This window comes from Ruegeria sp. BG9 (assembly GCF_056538305.1).
This window is the reverse complement of sequence record NZ_JBQFSY010000003.1, coordinates 363,829-382,906: the sequence shown is the minus strand read 5'-3', so window position 1 is coordinate 382,906 and position 19,078 is coordinate 363,829. Positions and strand designations below refer to the sequence as shown.

The window sequence follows — 19,078 nt, the reverse complement described above, 5'->3', positions numbered from 1 at the left end:
TTGACGGGTTCAGCCTGCGACTTCGGTAACAGGTATGCCAAGAGCAGTGTACCGGTTTAGAACCGCGACACGGACCTGGATTTCCGCGACCTGCCGGTCGAAGTCGCGTGCCATGAGGCTTTGCCCCAGTAACTTCACGCAATGCATTTTGGTTTCGACTCGGCTTCGACGGTGGTACCCGCTCCACCGTCGCCAGATGGCGCGACCGAGGTATCGCGATGCATTGACGGCCTCGTTGAGGGCTATGGCCCCGGCGCTGGTGGGGTTCCAAGGTTTGGCGTTCTTTCGCGGGGGAACGACTGCATGAGCATTCCGGGCGGCAATTGCGTCGTGGCATCTGCGTGTATCGTAGGCCCCGTCGGCGGTCACTGATCTGATGGCGTGATCGGCTGGGATTTGATCAAGCAACTCCGGCAACATGGGAGCATCGCCCGCGTTGCTCGTCGTGACCTCCACGGCCCGGACCTCCAGCGTTTTCTCGTCGATCCCTGTGTGTATCTTGCGCCAAATCCGACGCTTCGGGCCGCCATGCTTTCGGGCATTCCACTCGCCTTCACCCTCGGCCTTGATGTCTGTGCTATCGATCAGAAGGTTCAGTGGGCCGGTGCCGCCACGATAGGGGAGGCTCACGTTCAGGGCCTTCTGGCGGCGGCAAAGCGTGCTGTAGTCGAGCACATCTCAATCCAAGCCGACCAACCGCAACAAGCTTTGGACAAAACCGGTTGTCTGCCGGAGCGGCATCCCGAACAGTACCTTCAAAGTCAAACAGGCCTGAATCGCGGCATCGCTGAAACGCTGCTGCATTCCTCGCTTGCCGTTCAGCGGCGGCACCCAAACCATCTCGGGATCAAACCAGATCGACAGCGATCTGCGTTGCTTCAGGCTGTCATTGTAAGCCGACCAGTTCGTGGTCTTGTACTTCGTAGGGGTCCAGTTGCTCATCCCGCTCAGCTATCATGCAGGATTCGCAAGATGAATCCCCAAACGCATTTGTGCAACAAAGCCGTCACGCGCTCTGACGCAAAAGCGGGATAAAAAAATTGTTACCAATCAAAATTTCTCAAGTGAAGCTTGCCACATTAGGGGGGGGTGACTGGGGGATAAATCAGCCGAAACTCAAAGTTAATTATTGAAAACAGTAAGTTAAAACAAAATAGTGGCGGAGAGACAGGGATTCGAACCCTGGAGACGGTTTCCCGCCTACACACTTTCCAGGCGTGCGCCTTCGACCACTCGGCCACCTCTCCGTGAGCGCGATATGTGACGCAATGCAAAAGGATTTGCAAGGCCCCAATTCCGTGAATTCACACCCGTTTGCACATTAGTTTGCGGACCATTCCCAACGCGAGCAATGGTCAGACTTCGTCCCCTCCGTCGCCGTCCAGATCTCCCTCGGTCATGGCTGCGGGTTCGGTGCTGGGTGCTCGTTGCTCCGGGGCTGGCGAGGTTGGGTCTTGTGATTCAGTGCGCAGGGCTTCGGGGTTGCGAAGCCAAACGTCGCGTTGTGCGAATGGAATCTCGATCCCTTCTTCCACGAACCGGCGATTGATTTCGTGGTTCATGTCGGATTTGACCGACAGAACCCAATTCACGTCCCGCAGAATACCGCGGATTTCAAAGTCCAGCGAATCCGCGCCGAACCCCTGAAACACCACGCTGGGGGCTGGATTCGCCAAGACCATAGGATGAGAATTCGCGATCTCGCCCAGAATGGTCTCGACCTTGCGCGTGTCGGTCCCATAGGCCACGCCCACAGGCACGATCACCCGGCCAATCGTGTTGCCACGCGTATAGTTGGTGACCACGCCGCTGATCAGATCCGAGTTCGGAACAATGACATCCGTCCGGTCAAACGTTTCAATCCGCGTGGACCGGACCGAGATATCGCGGACATAGCCCATCATCCCGTTCACATCGATCCAATCCCCTTTCGAGATCGGCCGCTCAACCAGCAGGATGATCCCGGAAACGAAGTTCGAAACGATGGTCTGAAGACCAAAACCAATACCAACAGACAGTGCACCGGCTACAATCGCCAGCGATGAGAGATCAAAGCCAGCCACCGTGATTGCAACCAGCGAAGCGAGGAAAATTCCGACGTAGCCAGTGCCCGATACGATCGCATTTTGCCCGCCTGGATCAATACTTGTCTTGGGCAGCAGCGAATTGCGCAAGCCTCCCTGTAGCAGTCGTGTCAGGCCATATCCGATGGCAAACACGGCAACAAAAGTCAGGAAATTGGACGGAGAGATCGTAACCCCACCCAAGCTGAACCCTTGAAGGATCTGCGACCAGATCTCGCTCAGATCCGCTTCGCGCGCGCCCCAGAAAAGGGCTAGGATAGGGATCGAAACCAAGGCCAGGAAGAAACCCACCAGAACCGCGAACAGAGAATCGCGGGCGTTATCCCCCTGCCCCGTAAACCAGCCGTATAGCGAGCTGATAAAGCGCTGCACGATCACAAGAATGGCGATCAAGATCAGCGTATTGACTGCAGGAAACACAATCGCTTCGGCCGCGTTGGTGTAGCCCAACAAGGCCAGAACAGGCGCGCTGACACCAAGCAAAAGCACGATGCGCCGGACAACCTCGACAACCTGCGAAAATCCACTGGCACGTGGGATCTCGCCGCCCTCGGTCGCTGGATCTGATTGTCTGATCTGACGGATGCGCAGCAGAAGAAGTGAGGTGACGACAATGACCGGAAAGATCACAACAGCGCGGGTGGACTCCGCTATGTTCTCAATCCTCTCGAACAGGCCAACCATGTCGTGCAGGATCAGCATCACTGCAAGAATATCGACATAGATACGTATTTCGGTGATCTGCCCCGCCGAGAATCTTCGGAAATTCTGTGCCGCGGCCATCAGGTAGACCTGCCGTCCCACCCAGTCGAAAACAAGCACGATTGCCGCCCAATACGGCACCTGCTGCAGCAAAAGCGTGCCGCGCAGCCCAAGTACACCAGTCAGGTCAATCGCAGCCGTCAGAGCTACCACGCCAATCCAGGGAAGGATGATGCGCAACAAGGAAATCACAAAGGTCCACGCACCGGTTCCGCGCCCACCGAAACGACGCAGATAGTCGCCTCCGCGTTCAGACCAACGGCGTCCATAAACCAGTAAGATGACGGCCAGCGCGACCAAAGCCAGTATCGCAGGGGCCTGATTCTGTACACGTTCTTTAGTGACGTCCGAGGTCAGATTGGCCGACGTCTCGTTGAACAGTCCGAACAGAGCCTCGCGGATATCGGACCACGCGGCGGGCCATGTCGACAGGTTCAGCGGTGATGGACCACGTTCCAAAAACTGCTTTCTCTGACGTTCTCGCAGGATGCGGTCAATTTCGCTGATCAGACCGTTGGCGCGGCTAAAGGCCTCCTCGGAGATAATCCGCGGCACCCGCAAGGCGTTGAGCTGTTCGTCCAGATGCTCGCGAAGTTGCGCGATATCCTCCGGCTCCGTGACCCCTTCTTCAGGTTTGGGACCCAGCGCATTTACCTGACTTTCCAGCGTCTGGATGCGGTCTGCATTGGCGTTGCGAGCCGTATTGAACGTGTTGCGATAGCCGTCGATCTCAGTTCGCAACTGCTCCATCGCGGCGTCCGACGCCCTGTCGGCTTCAACGACGCTTTCGGCACGGTCCGCAGTGCTGAGCCAGCCCTTGTAGAACTCGCTCTGCCGATCAGTCAGTTGCGCCGAGGCCGCCCCCGCCAATCCGACAAAGATCAGCGCAGCGAGTGTCAGAAACAGGCGGACCTGTCGCAGCATCAGACGTCCTCGAATACGCCCGGTATCTTGCGCGGGGCGTCTGTCATCCAATCCGGTACCGGCAGTTCTTTTTCGCGCAGGAACTCGGGATTGAACAGTTTGGACTGATAGCGTGTGCCATAGTCACACAGGATGGTCACAATCGTATGCCCCGGCCCAAGGTCCTTGGCCAAACGCACCGCACCAGCCATGTTGATCGCGGTCGAACCGCCCATGACCAGACCTTCTTCGCGCAGCAGATCAAAGATGTAAGGCAAGGCCTCATTGTCGGTCGCCTGATAGGTGTAGTCCGGCTTAAACCCTTCAAGGTTCTTGGTGATCCGCACCTGTCCGATACCTTCAGCGATCGAACCGCCTTCCATCGCGATTTCGCCAGTTGTGTAATAGGAATACAGCCCCGCGCCCATCGGATCGACCAGGCCAATCTTCACGCCCTTGGGCTGCAGCGCATCGGCCACGCCCGCCAGTGTTCCGCCCGAGCCGACCGCGCAGACGAAACCATCGACCTTGCCGCCCGTCTGTTCCCAAATCTCGGGGCCGGTAGTTTCCACATGTGCCTGACGGTTGGCAACATTGTCGAACTGGTTAGCCCAGATCGCGCCATTGGGTTCAGTTTGCGCCAGTTCCTCGGCTAGACGTCGCGAGTAGTGAACGAAGTTGTTGGGGTTGCGATAAGGTGCTGCAGGCACCTGCACCAGCTGCGCGCCCGCCAGACGCAGCATGTCTTTTTTTTCTTCGGACTGGGTTTCTGGGATCACGATCACCGTTTTAAAGCCCATCGACGCGCCGACCAAAGCCAGGCCGATACCGGTATTGCCTGCGGTCCCTTCCACAATGGTGCCACCGGGCTTCAACTCACCCCGCGCAACTGCATCGCGGATGATGTAGAGAGCAGCACGGTCCTTGACCGACTGACCGGGGTTCATGAATTCCGCCTTGCCGAGGATCTCGCACCCGGTTTCTTCACTGATGCGCTTCAACCGGATCAGCGGCGTTTTTCCGACTGCGTCGGCAAGATCTCGTGCAATGCGCATGGCACCCTCATTTCATTACGTAACACTGCAGATTTACAGCCGCTATGCGCCAACCACAAGCGCGATAGTCAACCACGCAGGCGGTCCCTATGGCGCGCCAGCCAATGGGCCAGAGTCAGCAGCGGTAAGTCCTTGAATTCACCGCGATCCACCATGGCGATAAACGTCTCAAACTGTAGAACACGAGAGCGTATATCCTCACCTTCGGTGGCCAGCCCCGCGACTATTGCAGGATCTGTCAAATCGCCAAGCCCGACATAGAGATAGACGTACTCGGTCGACGACCCGCTGGAGGAATAACCTCCGCCTGCGCTGTGCAGAGCATCGAAAGCGATGCCGGCCTCCTCCATCCCTTCACGATGTGCGGCCTGCTCTGGCGTTTCGCCAGGGTCGATCATGCCTGCAACTGGCTCCCACATCCAAGGTTCGGGATCATCGATCAGATGGATTGGGGCGCGGAACTGCTCTACAAGCAACACGGTGTCTCGCACGGGATCATAGGGGAGAACGATTACCGCGCTGCCTTGCAACAACGCGCTTCTGTTCAGCGTCGGCCCCATGGCTCCATCGTATTGACGGTGTTGCAGGTCGATCTCTTCCATTGCGAAGTAGTTGACATATGCGCGGTGATGGCGATGCACGATCACGTCCTTGGACACATCGCGCGCATCGCCCGTTTGCCGCTGCCGCGCGAAGAGTTTTGCCCAGGCCCGAGTCTGAATCGCTGGCATGCTGCGCGCCATATCCGACGGCGCAACCCGCCCGAAATAGCCCATCTCTTCTTCGGCGGCGAGCGCGGTGACGTCACCGAGGCGTTCAACCCACGCGTCCAGAGACCACGGCCCATCCGGCATCCAGGCCGCAGGTTCGGGAAAAAACACCTGAGCCTGCGCTTGGGTTTCATCTTCAAGCGTCACTGTCAAAGGCCTCAGATCATAGTCGAACCCGCCCTCGTAATAAGCCAGTCGATCCAGATCCGCTTGCGTGAGGCCTTGCACGAACAATCCCAAGGCCTGCTCACCGCTTGAGGGTTGAATCATTGGGAAGTCCTGCCCCTGAACCGCAGAAACGATGTGGTCTAGCAAGGTGGCAGGCGTCAGCGACAGCTCTGAAGAAGAGCGCCCCAGAACGGCCTCCAACAGCGGCACATGCCGCAGGGTTCCATAGAAGAACAAATCGGACACGAGAGGACTGGCTTTCGTTAAGTGTTCACATTCAGCGCCAGCGACGGCTTGCTATTTCCGTCAGCAAACCGGTGGCAACGGCCCCAACACCCAAGGTGATCAGAATTTCTGGCGCGAGCAACTGCTCACCGAATTCGACACCAATCTTGAAGATTGCAATAAGCGCCTCGAAAGGGCCATCATAGCGGTGGCGCATGGCCAGCCGGAACATTTCATAAGTGCCCTGAACGAAAAGGCCCCAAAACACTAGTGAAGCCACGCCAGTCAGGCCGTTGTTAATCCCGGCCGTCCAGCCTCGGCCAGCGCGCTTGCCCATGATTTTCCAACCGCAGATCCAACCCAAGGCGATGTTGACCACGGTAAAATACCCGTAGTCCTTCCCCTCTTCTCCGTTTGCTATAACCATGCTGGACACGATGAACGCCAACACCACAAGACAAGCGGCGGCGACAAGGCGACTGGCGGTGGGCATGTATGAATTCCGTTCGTTAACTAGGCTTTGCTATGGTGATCTGTGTCACATCGCAATTGCCCGTGTCAAAGGCTGCGCCGCAGGCCGTCAAATAATAATTCCACATGCGGCGGAAACGCTCATCAAATCCCATCTCCGAGATCTGGTCCCACTTGTCGTTGAACGTATCAAACCAACGACGCAGCGTTAGGTCATAGCTCTTGCCGAACTCCTTCGAGCGCACGACATTCAGCCCCGCCTGATCAATCTGCTGTCGCAAGATCGTAGGCGATGGCAGCATTCCCCCCGGAAAGATGTATTTCTGAATGAAATCAACGCCGTTCTTGTAGTACTCCCAGCGATGATCGCCCACGGTTATGATCTGCAACGTGGCCTGCGCCCCCGGTTTCAACCGATCCCGCACAGTATCGAAATAGACCGGCCAGTATTTCTGACCCACGGCCTCAAACATCTCGATCGAGGCAATGCCGTCGTATTGCCCTTGTTCGTCGCGATAGTCTTGAAGTTTCAGATCAACCAGATCAGATATACCAGCCTTTTCAATACGTTGCTGCGCAAACCTCAACTGCTCTTGGCTGATAGTCAGACCCGTCACACGCAGGCCACGCTCCTTTGCGGCATATTCGGCGAAGCCCCCCCAGCCACAGCCGATCTCAAGCACGTGATCGCCGGGTTTGACGCCCATCTCATCGACCATGCTAGCGTATTTGGCGGTCTGCGCCTTCTCGAGGCTTTCCTGTCCTGTCTCGAAAATGGCGCTGGAATACGTCATCGTATCGTCCAGCCAGAGCGCGTAAAAATCGTTCCCCAGATCGTAGTGATACGAGATATTCTTCTTGGCCTGTCTACGGTTGTTCCGATGCAGCCAGAACCGCAGACGCTCATAGGCCTGCACGAGAAACTTGCCGGTGAACCCATCGTAGGCCGTCTCACTGCCCATATGGACCAAATCCATGAAGGCGCGCAAATCGGGCGTGCTCCAATGGCCTTCCAGATAAGCGTCGGAAAAGCCAAGCTCACCTTCCCGAATCAAGCGGGCAAACACGTCGTGATCGTGAATTTCGACCTCGGCAACGGGACCCGGCTTTGCGCCCTCAACACGGAATGTTCTGCCGTCGGACAAAGTTATGTCTAAGCGCCCAGCTTCCATTTTGCTCAGCATCTTGAACACCTGCGCGAAATACCTGGGCAGACCTTTTTGGCCTTCGGTCTTTGTCAAGATCATCCGCTCTCCCCTCTGCGGTGGTTGATGCAGGCTAGGACGCAATTGTGTTTGTGGCAAGTTTTCAGTTCCTTACTGGTTTTTTCGGCGTTCATACGCAGCCAGCGCGCGGGCGCGCCCTGTTGGCAAATCGACCACTGGTGGCGGGTAATCCGCCTTGGGGTTCAACTCCCAAGAACGGGGCGTTGCCTCAAAGTAAGACAAGGCCGTCTCAGAAGGAATTGGACTGCCTTCGGCGATCCATTGCTTTAGGTACGCGCCCTTGGGGTCGAATTTTTCCTGCTGAGTAACGGGATTGAAAATGCGGAAGAACGGAGACGCATCCGGGCCGGACCCCGCGACCCATTGCCAGCCCATCGCATTGCAGGCCGGGTCCCAGTCGATCAGGCAATCCTCGAACCACTTCATACCGATTTTCCAATGGGTCATCAGATGCTTGGTCAGGTAACTTGCTACAATCATCCGGGCACGATTGTGCATACGCCCAGTTACATACATCTGCCTCAGACCCGCATCCACAACCGGGATGCCGGTTCTGGCTTGCAGCCAAGCTTGCACCTCGGGCGCATCTCGGGCCTCGTTCCACGGAAAAGCGTCCCATTCGGGCTTCCAGTTGCCCGACACCAGCTGAGGCGTGTGGTACATCAGATGATAGGCGAACTCGCGCCAGACAAGCTGTCGCAGAAATGAACCCGTGCCCTGGGTCCCTTCGAAAGCCGCACGTTGCACGCGAAGCCAAGCGGTACGTGGGCCGATTTCACCCAATGAGAGGTATTCGGACAAGTTCGAGGTCCCGTCCAAATCCAGCCTGTCACGGTCGGCGCCGTAATTCGCGATCCGGTTCAGGAACACCTCCAGATGATCAAGCGCCGCTTGTTCGCCCGGTTGCACATAGGGTCTGACGACCGCCGCCCCTCGTTTCATTGCCGCGCCAAGGCGCCAAGTCGCCAAATCGTCCGAGGCGGGCCAGTGCGCGGGGGCGGTTAATCGCGTCGTAGAGGCCTCGGGCAGAGGGACGTCACGCCCCTGCACCGCGCGCCACATCGGGGTGAAAACGCGAAACGGTTGACCGGCCTTGGTAGCAACCGTCCAGGGTTCAAACAGAAGATGACCGGCAAAGGATTTGGCCTCGATCCCCTGCTCTTTCAATGCTGATTTGATCTTTGTATCCCGCGCGATTGAGGCCGGATCGTAAGCGCGCGACCAATACACTTCCGTCGCGCCGGTTTCAGAGATCAGCCGCTGCAACTGTGCCAACGCTTCGCCCTGTCGCAGGATCAGACGGCTGCCAATGTCGTTCAGCGCGCGTTCAAAGACCTCAAGCCCCAGCCCAAGCCGCCATTTCGGGGCCGCGCTAAGGGTTTGCACCAGATCATCGCACAGGAATACCGGCACCACAGGGCGACCTGTCGCAGCCGCAGTAGCAAGCGCCGGATGATCGCTTAGCCGAAGGTCACGTCTGAACCACAAAATGATCGGAGGTTGCCCGTCTTCCATATTCGCCCCGCCGTTTTCTTTCCACTACGGAGCATATCGAAAACTGGATCACAAAACCCGGTCAAGTGCATTCAATAACTGATCAATTTCCTGTTGGGACGTGTAGTGCGTAAAGCTAACCCGCAGCACGCCTTGATCCGGATCGACCCCCATCGCCTGCAAGGCGCGCACGGCATAGAAATCACCGCCGCCGGCCATGACGCCATGCGCCGCCAGCTCAGCTGCCACAGCAGCGGCCGGTCGACCCAAAGCCAAGGCAACGGTGGGCGCGCGCCGAGTGGCATCAGACGGGCCAAGCAGTCGAACTGCGTTTCGGTTTTTGACGGTATCAAGCACCGGTTGCAGCAGCGCCACCTCGTGATTGCGCATCAGGTCATGGGCGAAAGCGCCTTGCGCGGCGGAACCCTCAGTTGGGCCGCCATGATGAGTGCTGAGCAGCGAGATGTAATCCGCCATTCCCGCGCTGGCAGCGATTTGCGCATGGTCCGGCCCTGCCGGGGTGAACCGTTTGTACAGAGTATCGCCATTGAAATAATGCGCCTGATTGGGCAGCAACTCACCCAATGCGCGCCGAATGACCATGCAGCCCTGATGCGGGCCGTAGGTTTTGTAGGCCGAGAATAGATAGATATCCGGCCCCAGATCACCCACATTCGGAAACCCGTGCGGTGCATAGGACACGCCATCCACGCAAACGAAGGCACCCGCTGCATGGGCAATGGCCGTGATCTCGGTCACCGGGTTGATCTCACCCACCACGTTCGAGCAATGCGGGAAGCAGACCAGCCGAACTTTTTCATCCAGCAGGTTTTCCAGATCCTGCGGGTTTAGCGATCCCGTTTCGGGATCGATCTTCCACTCGCGCACTTCGATCCCGGCCTCGACAAGGCGTCTCCAGGGGCCGGAATTGGCCTCATGATCCTGATTGGTGACGATGATTGCTTCGCCAGGGCTCATCCATTGCCGGAAGGCCTGTGCCAGAACGTAGGTGTTCTGGGTGGTCGAGGGACCAAAACTCAGTTCGTCAGTATCAACCCCAAGAATCGCAGCCATCCGGGCGCGGGCTTCATCCATTTCGGCACCCGCAAGACGGCTGGCCTCGTAGGGTGCATAGGGCTGCACCTTGCGTTGCGTGTAAAACCGCGTCAGCCGGTCGATCACTGGCTGGCAAGTATACGACCCACCCGCGTTCTCGAAAAAGGCCTGCCCCTGAAGGCTGGGTTCGGCAAAGGCCGGAAACTGAGCCCGAACGAAATCAATATCCAACGCTGACATGGACAGACCTTTCGATGAGTGAAGAGAACGGTAATAGCTGAGTGCGCGTCTTAGCCTTCAACCTTGGTATAGGTCCCCTCACCGGCCAGAATGCCCCGGAAACCGCCCGGTTCATCCAGACCGAACACGATCAGCGGCAGGTTGTTGTCACGCGCCAGCGCAATGGCCGAAGCATCCATGACCCGCAGCCGTTTTGCCAGTACGTCGTCGTAAGAAACCGTGTCATACCGCTTGGCGTCGGCATGTTCTTTCGGGTCCTTGTCATACACCCCGTCCACGCCGTTTTTGCCCATGAAGATCGCCTGACAGGCCATCTCATTCGCGCGCAGTGTCGCGGCCGTATCAGTGGTAAAATACGGGTTGCCCGTACCAGCGGCAAAGATACAAACCCGTTTCTTTTCAAGGTGGCGCACGGCGCGGCGGCGGATATACGGCTCGCAGACCTCATCCATACGGATGGCCGAGATCACGCGGGTAAATACCCCGATCTCTTCCAACGCCGACTGCATCCCGAGCGCGTTCATCACGGTCGCCAGCATCCCCATATAGTCGGCCGTGGTCCGCTCCATCCCCTGGGCCGAGCCGCTGAGGCCGCGGAAGATATTGCCGCCCCCAATCACCATGCAAATCTCGACGCCCAGATCATGGACCGATTTCACCTCCTGCGCGATGCGCTGGACGGTCGGCGGGTGCAGGCCGAATCCCTGATCACCCATCAACGCCTCGCCGGAAATCTTCAGCATCACGCGATCATACTTGGGTTTTTGGGAGTTGGGGGACGAGGTCAGGCTCATATTGCGCTCCGGGCTGGCACGGGTTTATTTTCCGGCGCAAAATGAAGCAAAACGACCGCAGGTTCAATGCGGATACTGAGGGACCATGACCAATCACCCCACCGCATCGATTTGGGACCGGCTCCCCGAGATACCGGATGACAAGCCGGTTCTGATCGCTGGCCCGACAGCCTCGGGCAAGTCCGAGCTGGCGCTGCGCATTGCCGAAAGGTTCGGAGGGGTGATCGTCAACGCCGATGCAAGTCAGGTTTACGACTGCTGGCAGGTGATCTCGGCGCGCCCCTCGCCGGACGAGGAAGCCCGCGCGCCGCATCGTCTTTATGGTCATGTCGTGTATGATCAGGAGTATTCCACCGGCCACTGGCTGCGTGAGGTCACACCGCTGCTGACGGGCAGCCAGCGCCCGATTGTCGTCGGTGGAACCGGGCTGTATTTCACCGCTTTGACGGAAGGAATGGCCGAGATCCCGCCGACACCCCCGCATTTGCGTAAAGGTGGCGATCAGATGGATCTGGCCGAACTGATGGCCGGTGTAGATGCTGAAACCCTGGCCCGGCTAGACACCCAAAACCGCGCCCGCGTTCAGCGCGCGTGGGAGGTTCAGCAGGCAACCGGGCGCAGTCTGGCCTCCTGGCAGGACGACACCCCGCCGCCTGTGCTGGCCCTGCAGGACGCGGTGCCCATTGTCTTTGACGTCGACAAATCATGGCTGCTGGACCGCATCGCCCGTCGGTTCGATCACATGTTGGAGAGCGGTGCTTTGGACGAGGTTGCAGCCATGCGCGACCGCTATGATCCGTCGCTACCCGCCTGCAAGGCCATCGGGGTACCGGAACTCATGGCCTATCTTGATGGCTCAATCACATTGGAGCAAGCACGCGAACGGGCCACGATCTCAACCCGTCAGTTTGCCAAACGCCAGCGCACATGGTTCCGGGCGCGCATGAAGGCATGGAATCACCTCGATTTATCAAACTGATACGAAACGCGGTTGATTCCCCGTATCCAATCTGGCTGCCAATCGGAATGAACCTATATTTCTAGTACTTACGGCGCTTGGCTTCCATGAGTTGGCGTCGCGCCCCGCGTCGAGAATAGGTAAGAAACACGGGGCAAGTGACGCGCAACAACCGCCCAGACATGTCGTTTTTTTGCTCTTCATGCCGCATTCGAACATTGACGTCCTTCGGATTCTGTTGCCGAATACCGACATGGGGAATTCCAACGTTCAAAAAACCGAACCCTTCGACCTTCGCCTTGGCCTGAAAAACGCCGGCTAGGTTCGTTCATTCCATGCAAAAAAACAAATATGTCACAGGGAGAGACATTCATGACTAACCATACAACAAAGGGAACGTCGGTGCACTGGGCCGCAGAGATGCACGCCCAGGAATACCGCGACGGCAATCTGAGCCGCCGTGAGTTTATGGCCCGCGTCACCGCACTGGGCGTTGCCGCTCCGGTCGCCTACGGCATGATCGGTCTGCAATCACCAGCAGCGGCAGCTGAGCCGCAGCAAGGCGGCACTATCCGTTATCAGATGGAAGTCCGCGCCCTCAAAGACCCACGCACCTATGACTGGACGCAGATTGCGACCTTCACGGCGGGCTGGTTGGAGTATCTTGTCGAGTACAACAACGACGGTACGTTCAAGCCCATGTTGCTGGAAAGCTGGGAAGCCAATGACGACGCCACTGAATACACGCTGAACGTCCGCAAGGGCGTCAAGTGGAATAACGGTGACGACTTCACCGCCGAAGACGTGGCTCGCAACATCGAAGGCTGGTGCGATGCGTCGCTGGAAGGCAACTCGATGGCCTCGCGCATGGCGTCGCTGGTCGATGAGAGCACCCAGAAAGCCGCTGATGGCGCAATTACCGTGGTCGATTCGCACACCGTGAAACTGAAGTGCAACGCGCCGGACATCACCATCATCCCCGGCATGGCGGACTATCCGGGTGCCATCGTCCACAGCAGCTTTGACGCAAATGACATGCTGTCGAACCCGGTTGGCACAGGCTTCATGATCCCCGAAAGCCACGAGGTTGGCGTAAAGGGCGTTCTGGTCCGCAACGAGGGCTTCGACTGGTGGGGCTATGAAGCGGGCAAAGGCGGTTATATCGACCGTATCGAATTCATCGATTATGGCACCGACCCTGCCGCCTTCCTGGCCGCTTATGAGGCCGAAGAGATCGACATGAACTGGGAGTCGGTCGGTGAGTTCGTCGACATCTTCGACGGCATCGGTCTTGTTCGCTCGGAAATCCCGTCGGGCTTTACCATCGTCATCCGCCCGAACCAGCTGGCTGAAGATGCGGACGGCAACAAAATCTACGGCGACAAGCGAGTCCGTCAGGCCCTCGCAATGGCCGTGGACAACGAGGTTTGTCTTGAACTCGGCATGTCCGGTTACGGCATCCCTGCCGAGAACTGCCATGTGGGCCCGATGCACCCCGAGTTTGACTCGGCTGTGACCCGCATACCTTACGATCCGGCCGGCGCGAAAGCGCTGATGGACGAAGCAGGTATGGGTGATTTCGAGCACGAAGTGCAGTCCATCGACGATGACTGGCGCCGAAATACCACTGCGGCGGTTGTCGCTCAGCTGAACGACGCGGGCATCAAGGCCAAGCACACGGTTCTACCGGGCTCGACCTTCTGGAATGACTGGACCAAGTACCCGTATTCCTCGACCAACTGGAACCACCGCCCGCTGGGCACTCAGGTTCTGGCGCTGGCTTACAAGTCGGGCGTTGCGTGGAACGAATCCGGCTTTGCCAACGAAGAGTTCGATAATCTGCTGGCCGAGGCGAACTCGCTCGCTGATGTCGACATGCGCCGCGAGGTAATGGCGAAGCTGCAGGCGATCATGATCGACGAAGGTGTTGTCATTCAGCCTTACTGGCGGACTGCAATGCGCCACCATCGCGACAACATGGTCGGCGTCGAAAAGCACATCGCGGACCTGCCGCAGCTTTACAAGTTCGGCCTGACCTCCTGACCCAAAACACAAGGGCCGCGCCACACTGACGCGGCCCTTCGTCCTCAATACGGCGACCATAAGAATAGCAACGCGTGAGGCGGAATGCCGTCCACGCCAGCCGACCAACAGGGGCTAACATGGGACTTTTCATTTTAAGGCGTGTGGGGATTATGCTGCTGACAGCATTGTGCCTGACATTCCTGGTTTTTTTCCTCACCAATCTCTACCCGAACCTGGAAAAGCTAGCGAAAACGCAGGGCAATTTCCGGATGTCGGATGAGCAGGTCGAGAGCTTTTTAGAAAAAGGCGGATACCTTCAGTCGACGCCCATAAAATACGGTGAATGGCTGGGCGTTCTGCCCTCATACCGGCACACGAATGAGGACGGCACAGTTCAGGGCCGATGCATTCTACCGGGCAAAACCGCCGAAGAGTCTCCTAATTTCTGCGGAATCCTTCAGGGCTACTGGGGGTATTCGACAGTCTTCAAAGAAGAAGTCGGAACCGTCGTCGGCACCCGGCTCGCTTTGACCGGCCGGCTGATGTTCTGGGTGATGCTGCTGATGGTCCCCTCGGCCCTGATCCTTGGCATTCTGGCTGGGATGAAAGAAGGGTCGGCTACGGACCGGACCCTGTCTACCTTTGCTATTACAACCACCGCGACGCCGGAATACGTCTCGGGCGTGATCTTCATAGCGATCTTCACGTCATCCGCTGTGGGCCTAAAGTGGTTCAAGGGCACGGCGACGCAGGCGATGGAGAACCCGACGTTTGAGAACTTCTTCTTACCCGTGCTGACCATTGCGCTCTATGGGATGGGCTATATCGCCCGCATGACCCGCGCCTCGATGACCGAGGTGATGACGGCGCAATATATACGCACTGCGCGCCTGAAGGGTGTCTCGTTCCCGAATATCGTCATGAAACACGCGCTGCGGAACGCTCTGATCGCGCCGTTCACCGTCATCATGTTGCAGTTCCCATGGCTGCTGAATGGCGTGGTGATCGTCGAGACCCTGTTCAACTACAAGGGTTTTGGCTGGGCGCTGGTGCAGGCGGCGGGGAACAATGACATCCAGCTGTTGTTGGCGATCTCGGTCGTGTCGGTCTTTGTTGTGCTGGTGACACAGCTGATCTCGGATATCGGCTATGTTTACCTCAACCCGCGCATTCGCATTTCTTAAGGGAGGGTCAGATCATGGAACCACTTACCTGGACCGGCTCTATCGCCTTCCTCAACCCGCTACTCGCGCTGGCATTGGGGGTCATGGCCTTGTCCATCGTCGTCTGGATGCTGGCCAGCATTGTGCTGCCCGAAGATCAGATGACGGTGAACCCTGATGGTACGTTAACCTCACGCTCGGGCCTTCGGAACATGATACAGGCCGCGCTGCGCTATAGCTTCATGGCCAGCGTGGCGATCGCGGTCGCCTATGTCGTGCTGGGCATCCTGATGGGTACCAGCGCCGGGATCATTGGTGCGATTTCGCAGCAGTTTCTGCCCGTCTGGCTGTCGCTTATCATCCTCTATGCGATGTCGATCGCGTTCAAACGAAAGCTGGGCCTGTACGGCAAGCTCTTCGACAGCCCCATCGGCATGATCGGCTTTGGCCTTGTGATGTTCTGGGTTTTCACCGGCATCTTCGGCGCGCTTGATTTGATCGTGACGCACGACCCGCTTGCGCAGGTCTCGGGCATGAAGAACAAGGTGCCCGGTACGCCGCTGCCAAATCTGGAGGACGGCCAATACGCCTGGTACCTTCTGGGCGGAGACAATCTGGCCCGCGACGTATTCAGCCGTATGGTCAAGGGCGCGTGGATCGTGGTTCAGATCGCGCCGCTTGCCACGATGTTTGCCTTTATGGTCGGGATCACGCTGGGCCTGCCTGCTGGGTACTATGGTGGTCGCCTGGATACGCTGTTGTCGTTCCTGGCAAACCTGATCCTCGCCTTCCCTGTGATCCTGCTGTTCTACCTGTTGGTGACACCCGAGATCGTGGCGACCGGTGTGCCGAACTATATGGCAGCGATCCTGTTTGTCTTCCCGATCATCTTCCTCGGTGTCCTGCTGAATTCGCGCTACTACACGCGTCCGAATTTTCGAACACCTCTGCTGATCGGGGTTCTGGGCGTGGCGCTGTGGTTCTATCTGTCGCTGATTTCGACCGGAGGCTACATCATCAGCACCGACAGCTACCGCGTCTGGGGTCTGCCGACCTATCTGGACTTGTTCGACATTCCGGGCGGTATTCTGGTGGTGTTCGTTTCGGTGGTCTTCGTGAACTCTCCCACGGTGTTCCGTATCGTGCGTGGGTTGGCGCTGGATATCAAAACCCGCGACTATGTGGCGGCGGCCCAGACGCGTGGTGAGGGCCCGTGGTACATCATGCTGTGGGAAATCCTGCCCAACGCGCGTGGTCCGCTGATCGTCGATTTCTGTCTGCGGATTGGCTACACAACCATCCTTCTGGGGACCTTGGGTTTCTTCGGTTTGGGCCTACCGCCCGAAAGCCCGGACTGGGGTTCGACGATCAACGAAGGGCGCAAGCTGCTCTCGATCTATCTGCACCCAGCCCTTCCGCCTGCTTTGGCCCTGTTGTCACTGGTTCTGGGTTTGAACCTGCTGGCGGACGGTCTGCGCGAAGAAAGTCTGAAGGACTGATGTGATCAAGGCCGGGGGCTCTGCCCCCGGACCCCCGAGATATTTTTAGCCAGATGAAGGGGATCCCCCGGACTCTCGCGAGGAGTAACAAGATGAACAAACTGGCGGACTATGACGGGCCTATTCTGGAGATCGACAAGCTTTCGATTTCGTTTTTCACCCGACTGAGGGAAATTCCCGCCGTTATGGATTTCTCGGTCAGTGTGCAGCCAGGTGAGGCTGTAGGATTGGTTGGTGAATCCGGCTGCGGTAAGTCTACGGTGGCGCTGGGTGTCATGCAGGATCTGGGCAAGAACGGGCGCATCGTTGGCGGCTCGATCAAGTTCAAGGGGCGCGATCTCGGTGAGATGACTACCGAGGAATTGCGCGACATTCGCGGCAATGAGATCGCAATGATCTACCAGGAGCCGATGGCCTCGCTGAACCCGGCAATGAAGATCGGCAAACAGTTGATGGAAGTGCCGATGATCCATGAGGGCGTCGGTCAGGAAGAAGCTTATGCCCGTGCTTTGGAGGTTGTCACAGACGTCCGCCTGCCCGACCCTGAACGGATGCTGAACTCATTCCCGCACCAGCTATCAGGCGGTCAGCAGCAACGGATTGTCATCGCGATGGCGTTGATGTCGAAGCCTGCCCTGCTGATTTTGGACGAACCCACCACGGCTCTGGACGTGACCGTTGAGGCCGCTGTGGTCGAACTAGTCAAGGATCTGGGCAAGAAATACGGCACCTCGATGCTGTTTATCTCGCACAACCTTGGGCTGGTTCTGGAAACCTGCGACCGCTTGTGCGTGATGTATTCGGGCGAAGCTGTCGAGCGCGGCTCGATCCACGATGTATTCGATGAGATGCAGCACCCTTACACACAGGCGCTGTTCCGGTCTATTCCCCTGCCTGGTGCCGACAAGAACGCGCGTCCGCTGGTAGCCATTCCAGGGAACTTCCCTCTGCCGCATGAACGCCCGCCGGGATGTAACTTTGGCCCGCGTTGCGACTATTTCGAAGAAGGCCGTTGCGACGCCCAGAACATCCTGATGGAGGCTGTGCCGGGCAATGATCGCCACCATACGCGCTGCCTGAAGTTCCAAGAGATTGACTGGAACGCGCCGATCACCGTTGGCGAGCAAAAGGAAAAGGGCGAGATCGGGCGGACCGTTCTGAAGATGGACAACCTCAAGAAGTACTATGAGGTGGCGGCCAACGCCCTGTTCGGAGGCGGGACGACCAAAGTGGTCAAAGCCAACGAAACCCTGAGTTTTGAGGCGCACGAATCCGAGACCCTGGCCATCGTGGGCGAATCTGGTTGCGGTAAATCCACCTTCGCCAAGGTTCTGATGGGGCTTGAAACGGCAACTGACGGGCAAATCCTGCTGGACAACCGCAATATTGAGGCAGTACCAATTGAGGAACGCGACGCCAAGACCGTTGGCGAAGTGCAGATGGTGTTCCAGAACCCGTTTGACACTCTGAACCCCTCCATGACCGTCGGGCGACAGATCATTCGCGCGCTCGAAATCTTCGGAGTCGGCAATTCCGAGGCTGAGCGCAAGAAGCGCATGCTGGAACTGCTGGATCTGGTGAAACTGCCCCGCGCCTTCGCGGACCGGATGCCGCGACAGCTCTCAGGTGGTCAGAAACAGCGTGTTGGTATCGCGCGCGCCTTTGCGGGTGATGCACGGATCGTGGTGGCGGATGAGCCGGTCTCGGCCTTGGATGTATCCGTTCAGGCGGCCGTGACCGATCTGCTGATGGAGATCCAGCGCGAACACAAGACGACGCTGCTATTCATCAGCCATGATCTGTCGATCGTGCGCTATCTGAGCGACCGGGTGATGGTGATGTATCTCGGCCACGTGGTCGAACTGGGCACGACCGATCAGGTCTTCTCGCCCCCGTATCACCCTTACACCGAAGCGCTTCTGAGCGCGGTTCCGATTGCAGATACCTCGATCGAGAAGCAGCATATCGTGCTGGAGGGTGATATTCCGTCGGCCATGAACCCGCCACCGGGTTGCCCGTTCCAGACGCGTTGTCGTTGGAAATCCGAGGTGCCGGACGGGCGTTGTGAATCAGATGTCCCGCCTGTGAAAACTCTGGCCGACGGCCATCAGGTCAAATGTCACCTGGCCGAAGATGTTCTGGCCCGTATGGAGCCTGTGATAAAAATCGCCGCAGAATAGGCGCT

13 protein-coding genes, 1 tRNA gene and 1 pseudogene are annotated in these 19,078 nt (G+C 57.9%); 5 read left to right on the top strand and 10 right to left on the bottom strand.

Going from position 1 to position 19,078, the window contains the following annotated elements; all coding sequences use genetic code 11:
• Nucleotides 1-9: 9 nt before the first annotated feature.
• The 10 genes and pseudogenes from ACR0I8_RS07705 to pyrH form a co-directional block, all read right to left on the bottom strand.
• Nucleotides 10-942: pseudogene (locus tag ACR0I8_RS07705) on the bottom strand (IS5 family transposase).
• A 215-nt stretch (nucleotides 943-1,157) separates the two neighbouring features.
• Nucleotides 1,158-1,247 (bottom strand) — tRNA-Ser (locus ACR0I8_RS07700).
• Nucleotides 1,248-1,355: 108 nt separating this feature from the next.
• Complete coding sequence (locus ACR0I8_RS07695; protein ID WP_170690057.1) at nucleotides 1,356-3,770, bottom strand: DUF3772 domain-containing protein; 2,415 nt, start codon at nucleotides 3,768-3,770, stop codon at nucleotides 1,356-1,358.
• Nucleotides 3,770-4,804: a cysteine synthase A gene (locus tag ACR0I8_RS07690; RefSeq protein WP_170376768.1), complete on the bottom strand. Its 1,035-nt coding sequence runs from the start codon at nucleotides 4,802-4,804 to the stop codon at nucleotides 3,770-3,772. Before ACR0I8_RS07690 ends, ACR0I8_RS07695 begins: the two co-directional genes overlap by 1 nt.
• A gap of 68 nt (nucleotides 4,805-4,872) precedes the next feature.
• The gene (locus ACR0I8_RS07685) at nucleotides 4,873-5,988 is read right to left on the bottom strand and encodes an NUDIX domain-containing protein (protein WP_170690056.1); all 1,116 of its coding nucleotides are present in this window, start codon (nucleotides 5,986-5,988) and stop codon (nucleotides 4,873-4,875) included.
• Nucleotides 5,989-6,019: 31 nt separating this feature from the next.
• Complete coding sequence (locus tag ACR0I8_RS07680) at nucleotides 6,020-6,460, bottom strand: TrgA family protein (RefSeq protein ID WP_170469704.1); 441 nt, start codon at nucleotides 6,458-6,460, stop codon at nucleotides 6,020-6,022.
• A gap of 16 nt (nucleotides 6,461-6,476) precedes the next feature.
• Nucleotides 6,477-7,685, bottom strand: a complete 1,209-nt coding sequence (locus ACR0I8_RS07675; RefSeq protein WP_170690054.1) for an SAM-dependent methyltransferase — start codon at nucleotides 7,683-7,685, stop codon at nucleotides 6,477-6,479.
• 69 nt (nucleotides 7,686-7,754) lie between these two features.
• Nucleotides 7,755-9,179 carry a cryptochrome/photolyase family protein gene (locus ACR0I8_RS07670; protein ID WP_170690052.1) on the bottom strand — a complete coding sequence of 475 codons (1,425 nt, stop codon included), beginning with the start codon at nucleotides 9,177-9,179 and terminating at the stop codon, nucleotides 7,755-7,757.
• A gap of 48 nt (nucleotides 9,180-9,227) precedes the next feature.
• Nucleotides 9,228-10,454: an aminotransferase class V-fold PLP-dependent enzyme gene (locus tag ACR0I8_RS07665; RefSeq protein ID WP_170690051.1), complete on the bottom strand. Its 1,227-nt coding sequence runs from the start codon at nucleotides 10,452-10,454 to the stop codon at nucleotides 9,228-9,230.
• Nucleotides 10,455-10,504: 50 nt separating this feature from the next.
• Complete coding sequence (pyrH, locus tag ACR0I8_RS07660; protein ID WP_170690049.1) at nucleotides 10,505-11,248, bottom strand: UMP kinase; 744 nt, start codon at nucleotides 11,246-11,248, stop codon at nucleotides 10,505-10,507.
• An 85-nt stretch (nucleotides 11,249-11,333) separates the two neighbouring features.
• On the opposite strand from pyrH, the gene miaA reads away from it, so the two are divergent.
• From miaA to ACR0I8_RS07635, 5 genes are all read left to right on the top strand, one after another.
• Nucleotides 11,334-12,227 carry a tRNA (adenosine(37)-N6)-dimethylallyltransferase MiaA gene (miaA, locus tag ACR0I8_RS07655; RefSeq protein WP_170690047.1) on the top strand — a complete coding sequence of 298 codons (894 nt, stop codon included), beginning with the start codon at nucleotides 11,334-11,336 and terminating at the stop codon, nucleotides 12,225-12,227.
• A gap of 351 nt (nucleotides 12,228-12,578) precedes the next feature.
• Nucleotides 12,579-14,249 carry an ABC transporter substrate-binding protein gene (locus ACR0I8_RS07650; RefSeq protein WP_170376752.1) on the top strand — a complete coding sequence of 557 codons (1,671 nt, stop codon included), beginning with the start codon at nucleotides 12,579-12,581 and terminating at the stop codon, nucleotides 14,247-14,249.
• A gap of 119 nt (nucleotides 14,250-14,368) precedes the next feature.
• The gene (locus ACR0I8_RS07645; protein ID WP_170376750.1) at nucleotides 14,369-15,415 is read left to right on the top strand and encodes an ABC transporter permease; all 1,047 of its coding nucleotides are present in this window, start codon (nucleotides 14,369-14,371) and stop codon (nucleotides 15,413-15,415) included.
• 14 nt (nucleotides 15,416-15,429) lie between these two features.
• Complete coding sequence (locus tag ACR0I8_RS07640) at nucleotides 15,430-16,893, top strand: ABC transporter permease (protein WP_480702961.1); 1,464 nt, start codon at nucleotides 15,430-15,432, stop codon at nucleotides 16,891-16,893.
• A 92-nt stretch (nucleotides 16,894-16,985) separates the two neighbouring features.
• Nucleotides 16,986-19,073, top strand: coding sequence for a dipeptide ABC transporter ATP-binding protein (locus ACR0I8_RS07635; RefSeq protein WP_170551194.1), 2,088 nt, complete (start codon nucleotides 16,986-16,988; stop codon nucleotides 19,071-19,073).
• The last annotated feature ends 5 nt before the right edge of the window (nucleotides 19,074-19,078 follow it).

What these genes read in the sequence shown, in the direction of transcription:
- ACR0I8_RS07695 (WP_170690057.1), bottom strand. Translation starts at nt 3,770, where the DNA reads ATGCTGCGACAGGTCCGCCTGTTTCTGACACTCGCTGCGCTGATCTTT.
- ACR0I8_RS07690 (WP_170376768.1), bottom strand. Translation starts at nt 4,804, where the DNA reads ATGCGCATTGCACGAGATCTTGCCGACGCAGTCGGAAAAACGCCGCTG.
- ACR0I8_RS07680 (WP_170469704.1), bottom strand. Translation starts at nt 6,460, where the DNA reads ATGCCCACCGCCAGTCGCCTTGTCGCCGCCGCTTGTCTTGTGGTGTTG.
- ACR0I8_RS07675 (WP_170690054.1), bottom strand. Translation starts at nt 7,685, where the DNA reads ATGATCTTGACAAAGACCGAAGGCCAAAAAGGTCTGCCCAGGTATTTC.
- ACR0I8_RS07670 (WP_170690052.1), bottom strand. Translation starts at nt 9,179, where the DNA reads ATGGAAGACGGGCAACCTCCGATCATTTTGTGGTTCAGACGTGACCTT.
- ACR0I8_RS07665 (WP_170690051.1), bottom strand. Translation starts at nt 10,454, where the DNA reads ATGTCAGCGTTGGATATTGATTTCGTTCGGGCTCAGTTTCCGGCCTTT.
- pyrH (WP_170690049.1), bottom strand. Translation starts at nt 11,248, where the DNA reads ATGAGCCTGACCTCGTCCCCCAACTCCCAAAAACCCAAGTATGATCGC.
- miaA (WP_170690047.1), top strand. Translation starts at nt 11,334, where the DNA reads ATGACCAATCACCCCACCGCATCGATTTGGGACCGGCTCCCCGAGATA.
- ACR0I8_RS07650 (WP_170376752.1), top strand. Translation starts at nt 12,579, where the DNA reads ATGACTAACCATACAACAAAGGGAACGTCGGTGCACTGGGCCGCAGAG.
- ACR0I8_RS07645 (WP_170376750.1), top strand. Translation starts at nt 14,369, where the DNA reads ATGGGACTTTTCATTTTAAGGCGTGTGGGGATTATGCTGCTGACAGCA.
- ACR0I8_RS07640 (WP_480702961.1), top strand. Translation starts at nt 15,430, where the DNA reads ATGGAACCACTTACCTGGACCGGCTCTATCGCCTTCCTCAACCCGCTA.
- ACR0I8_RS07635 (WP_170551194.1), top strand. Translation starts at nt 16,986, where the DNA reads ATGAACAAACTGGCGGACTATGACGGGCCTATTCTGGAGATCGACAAG.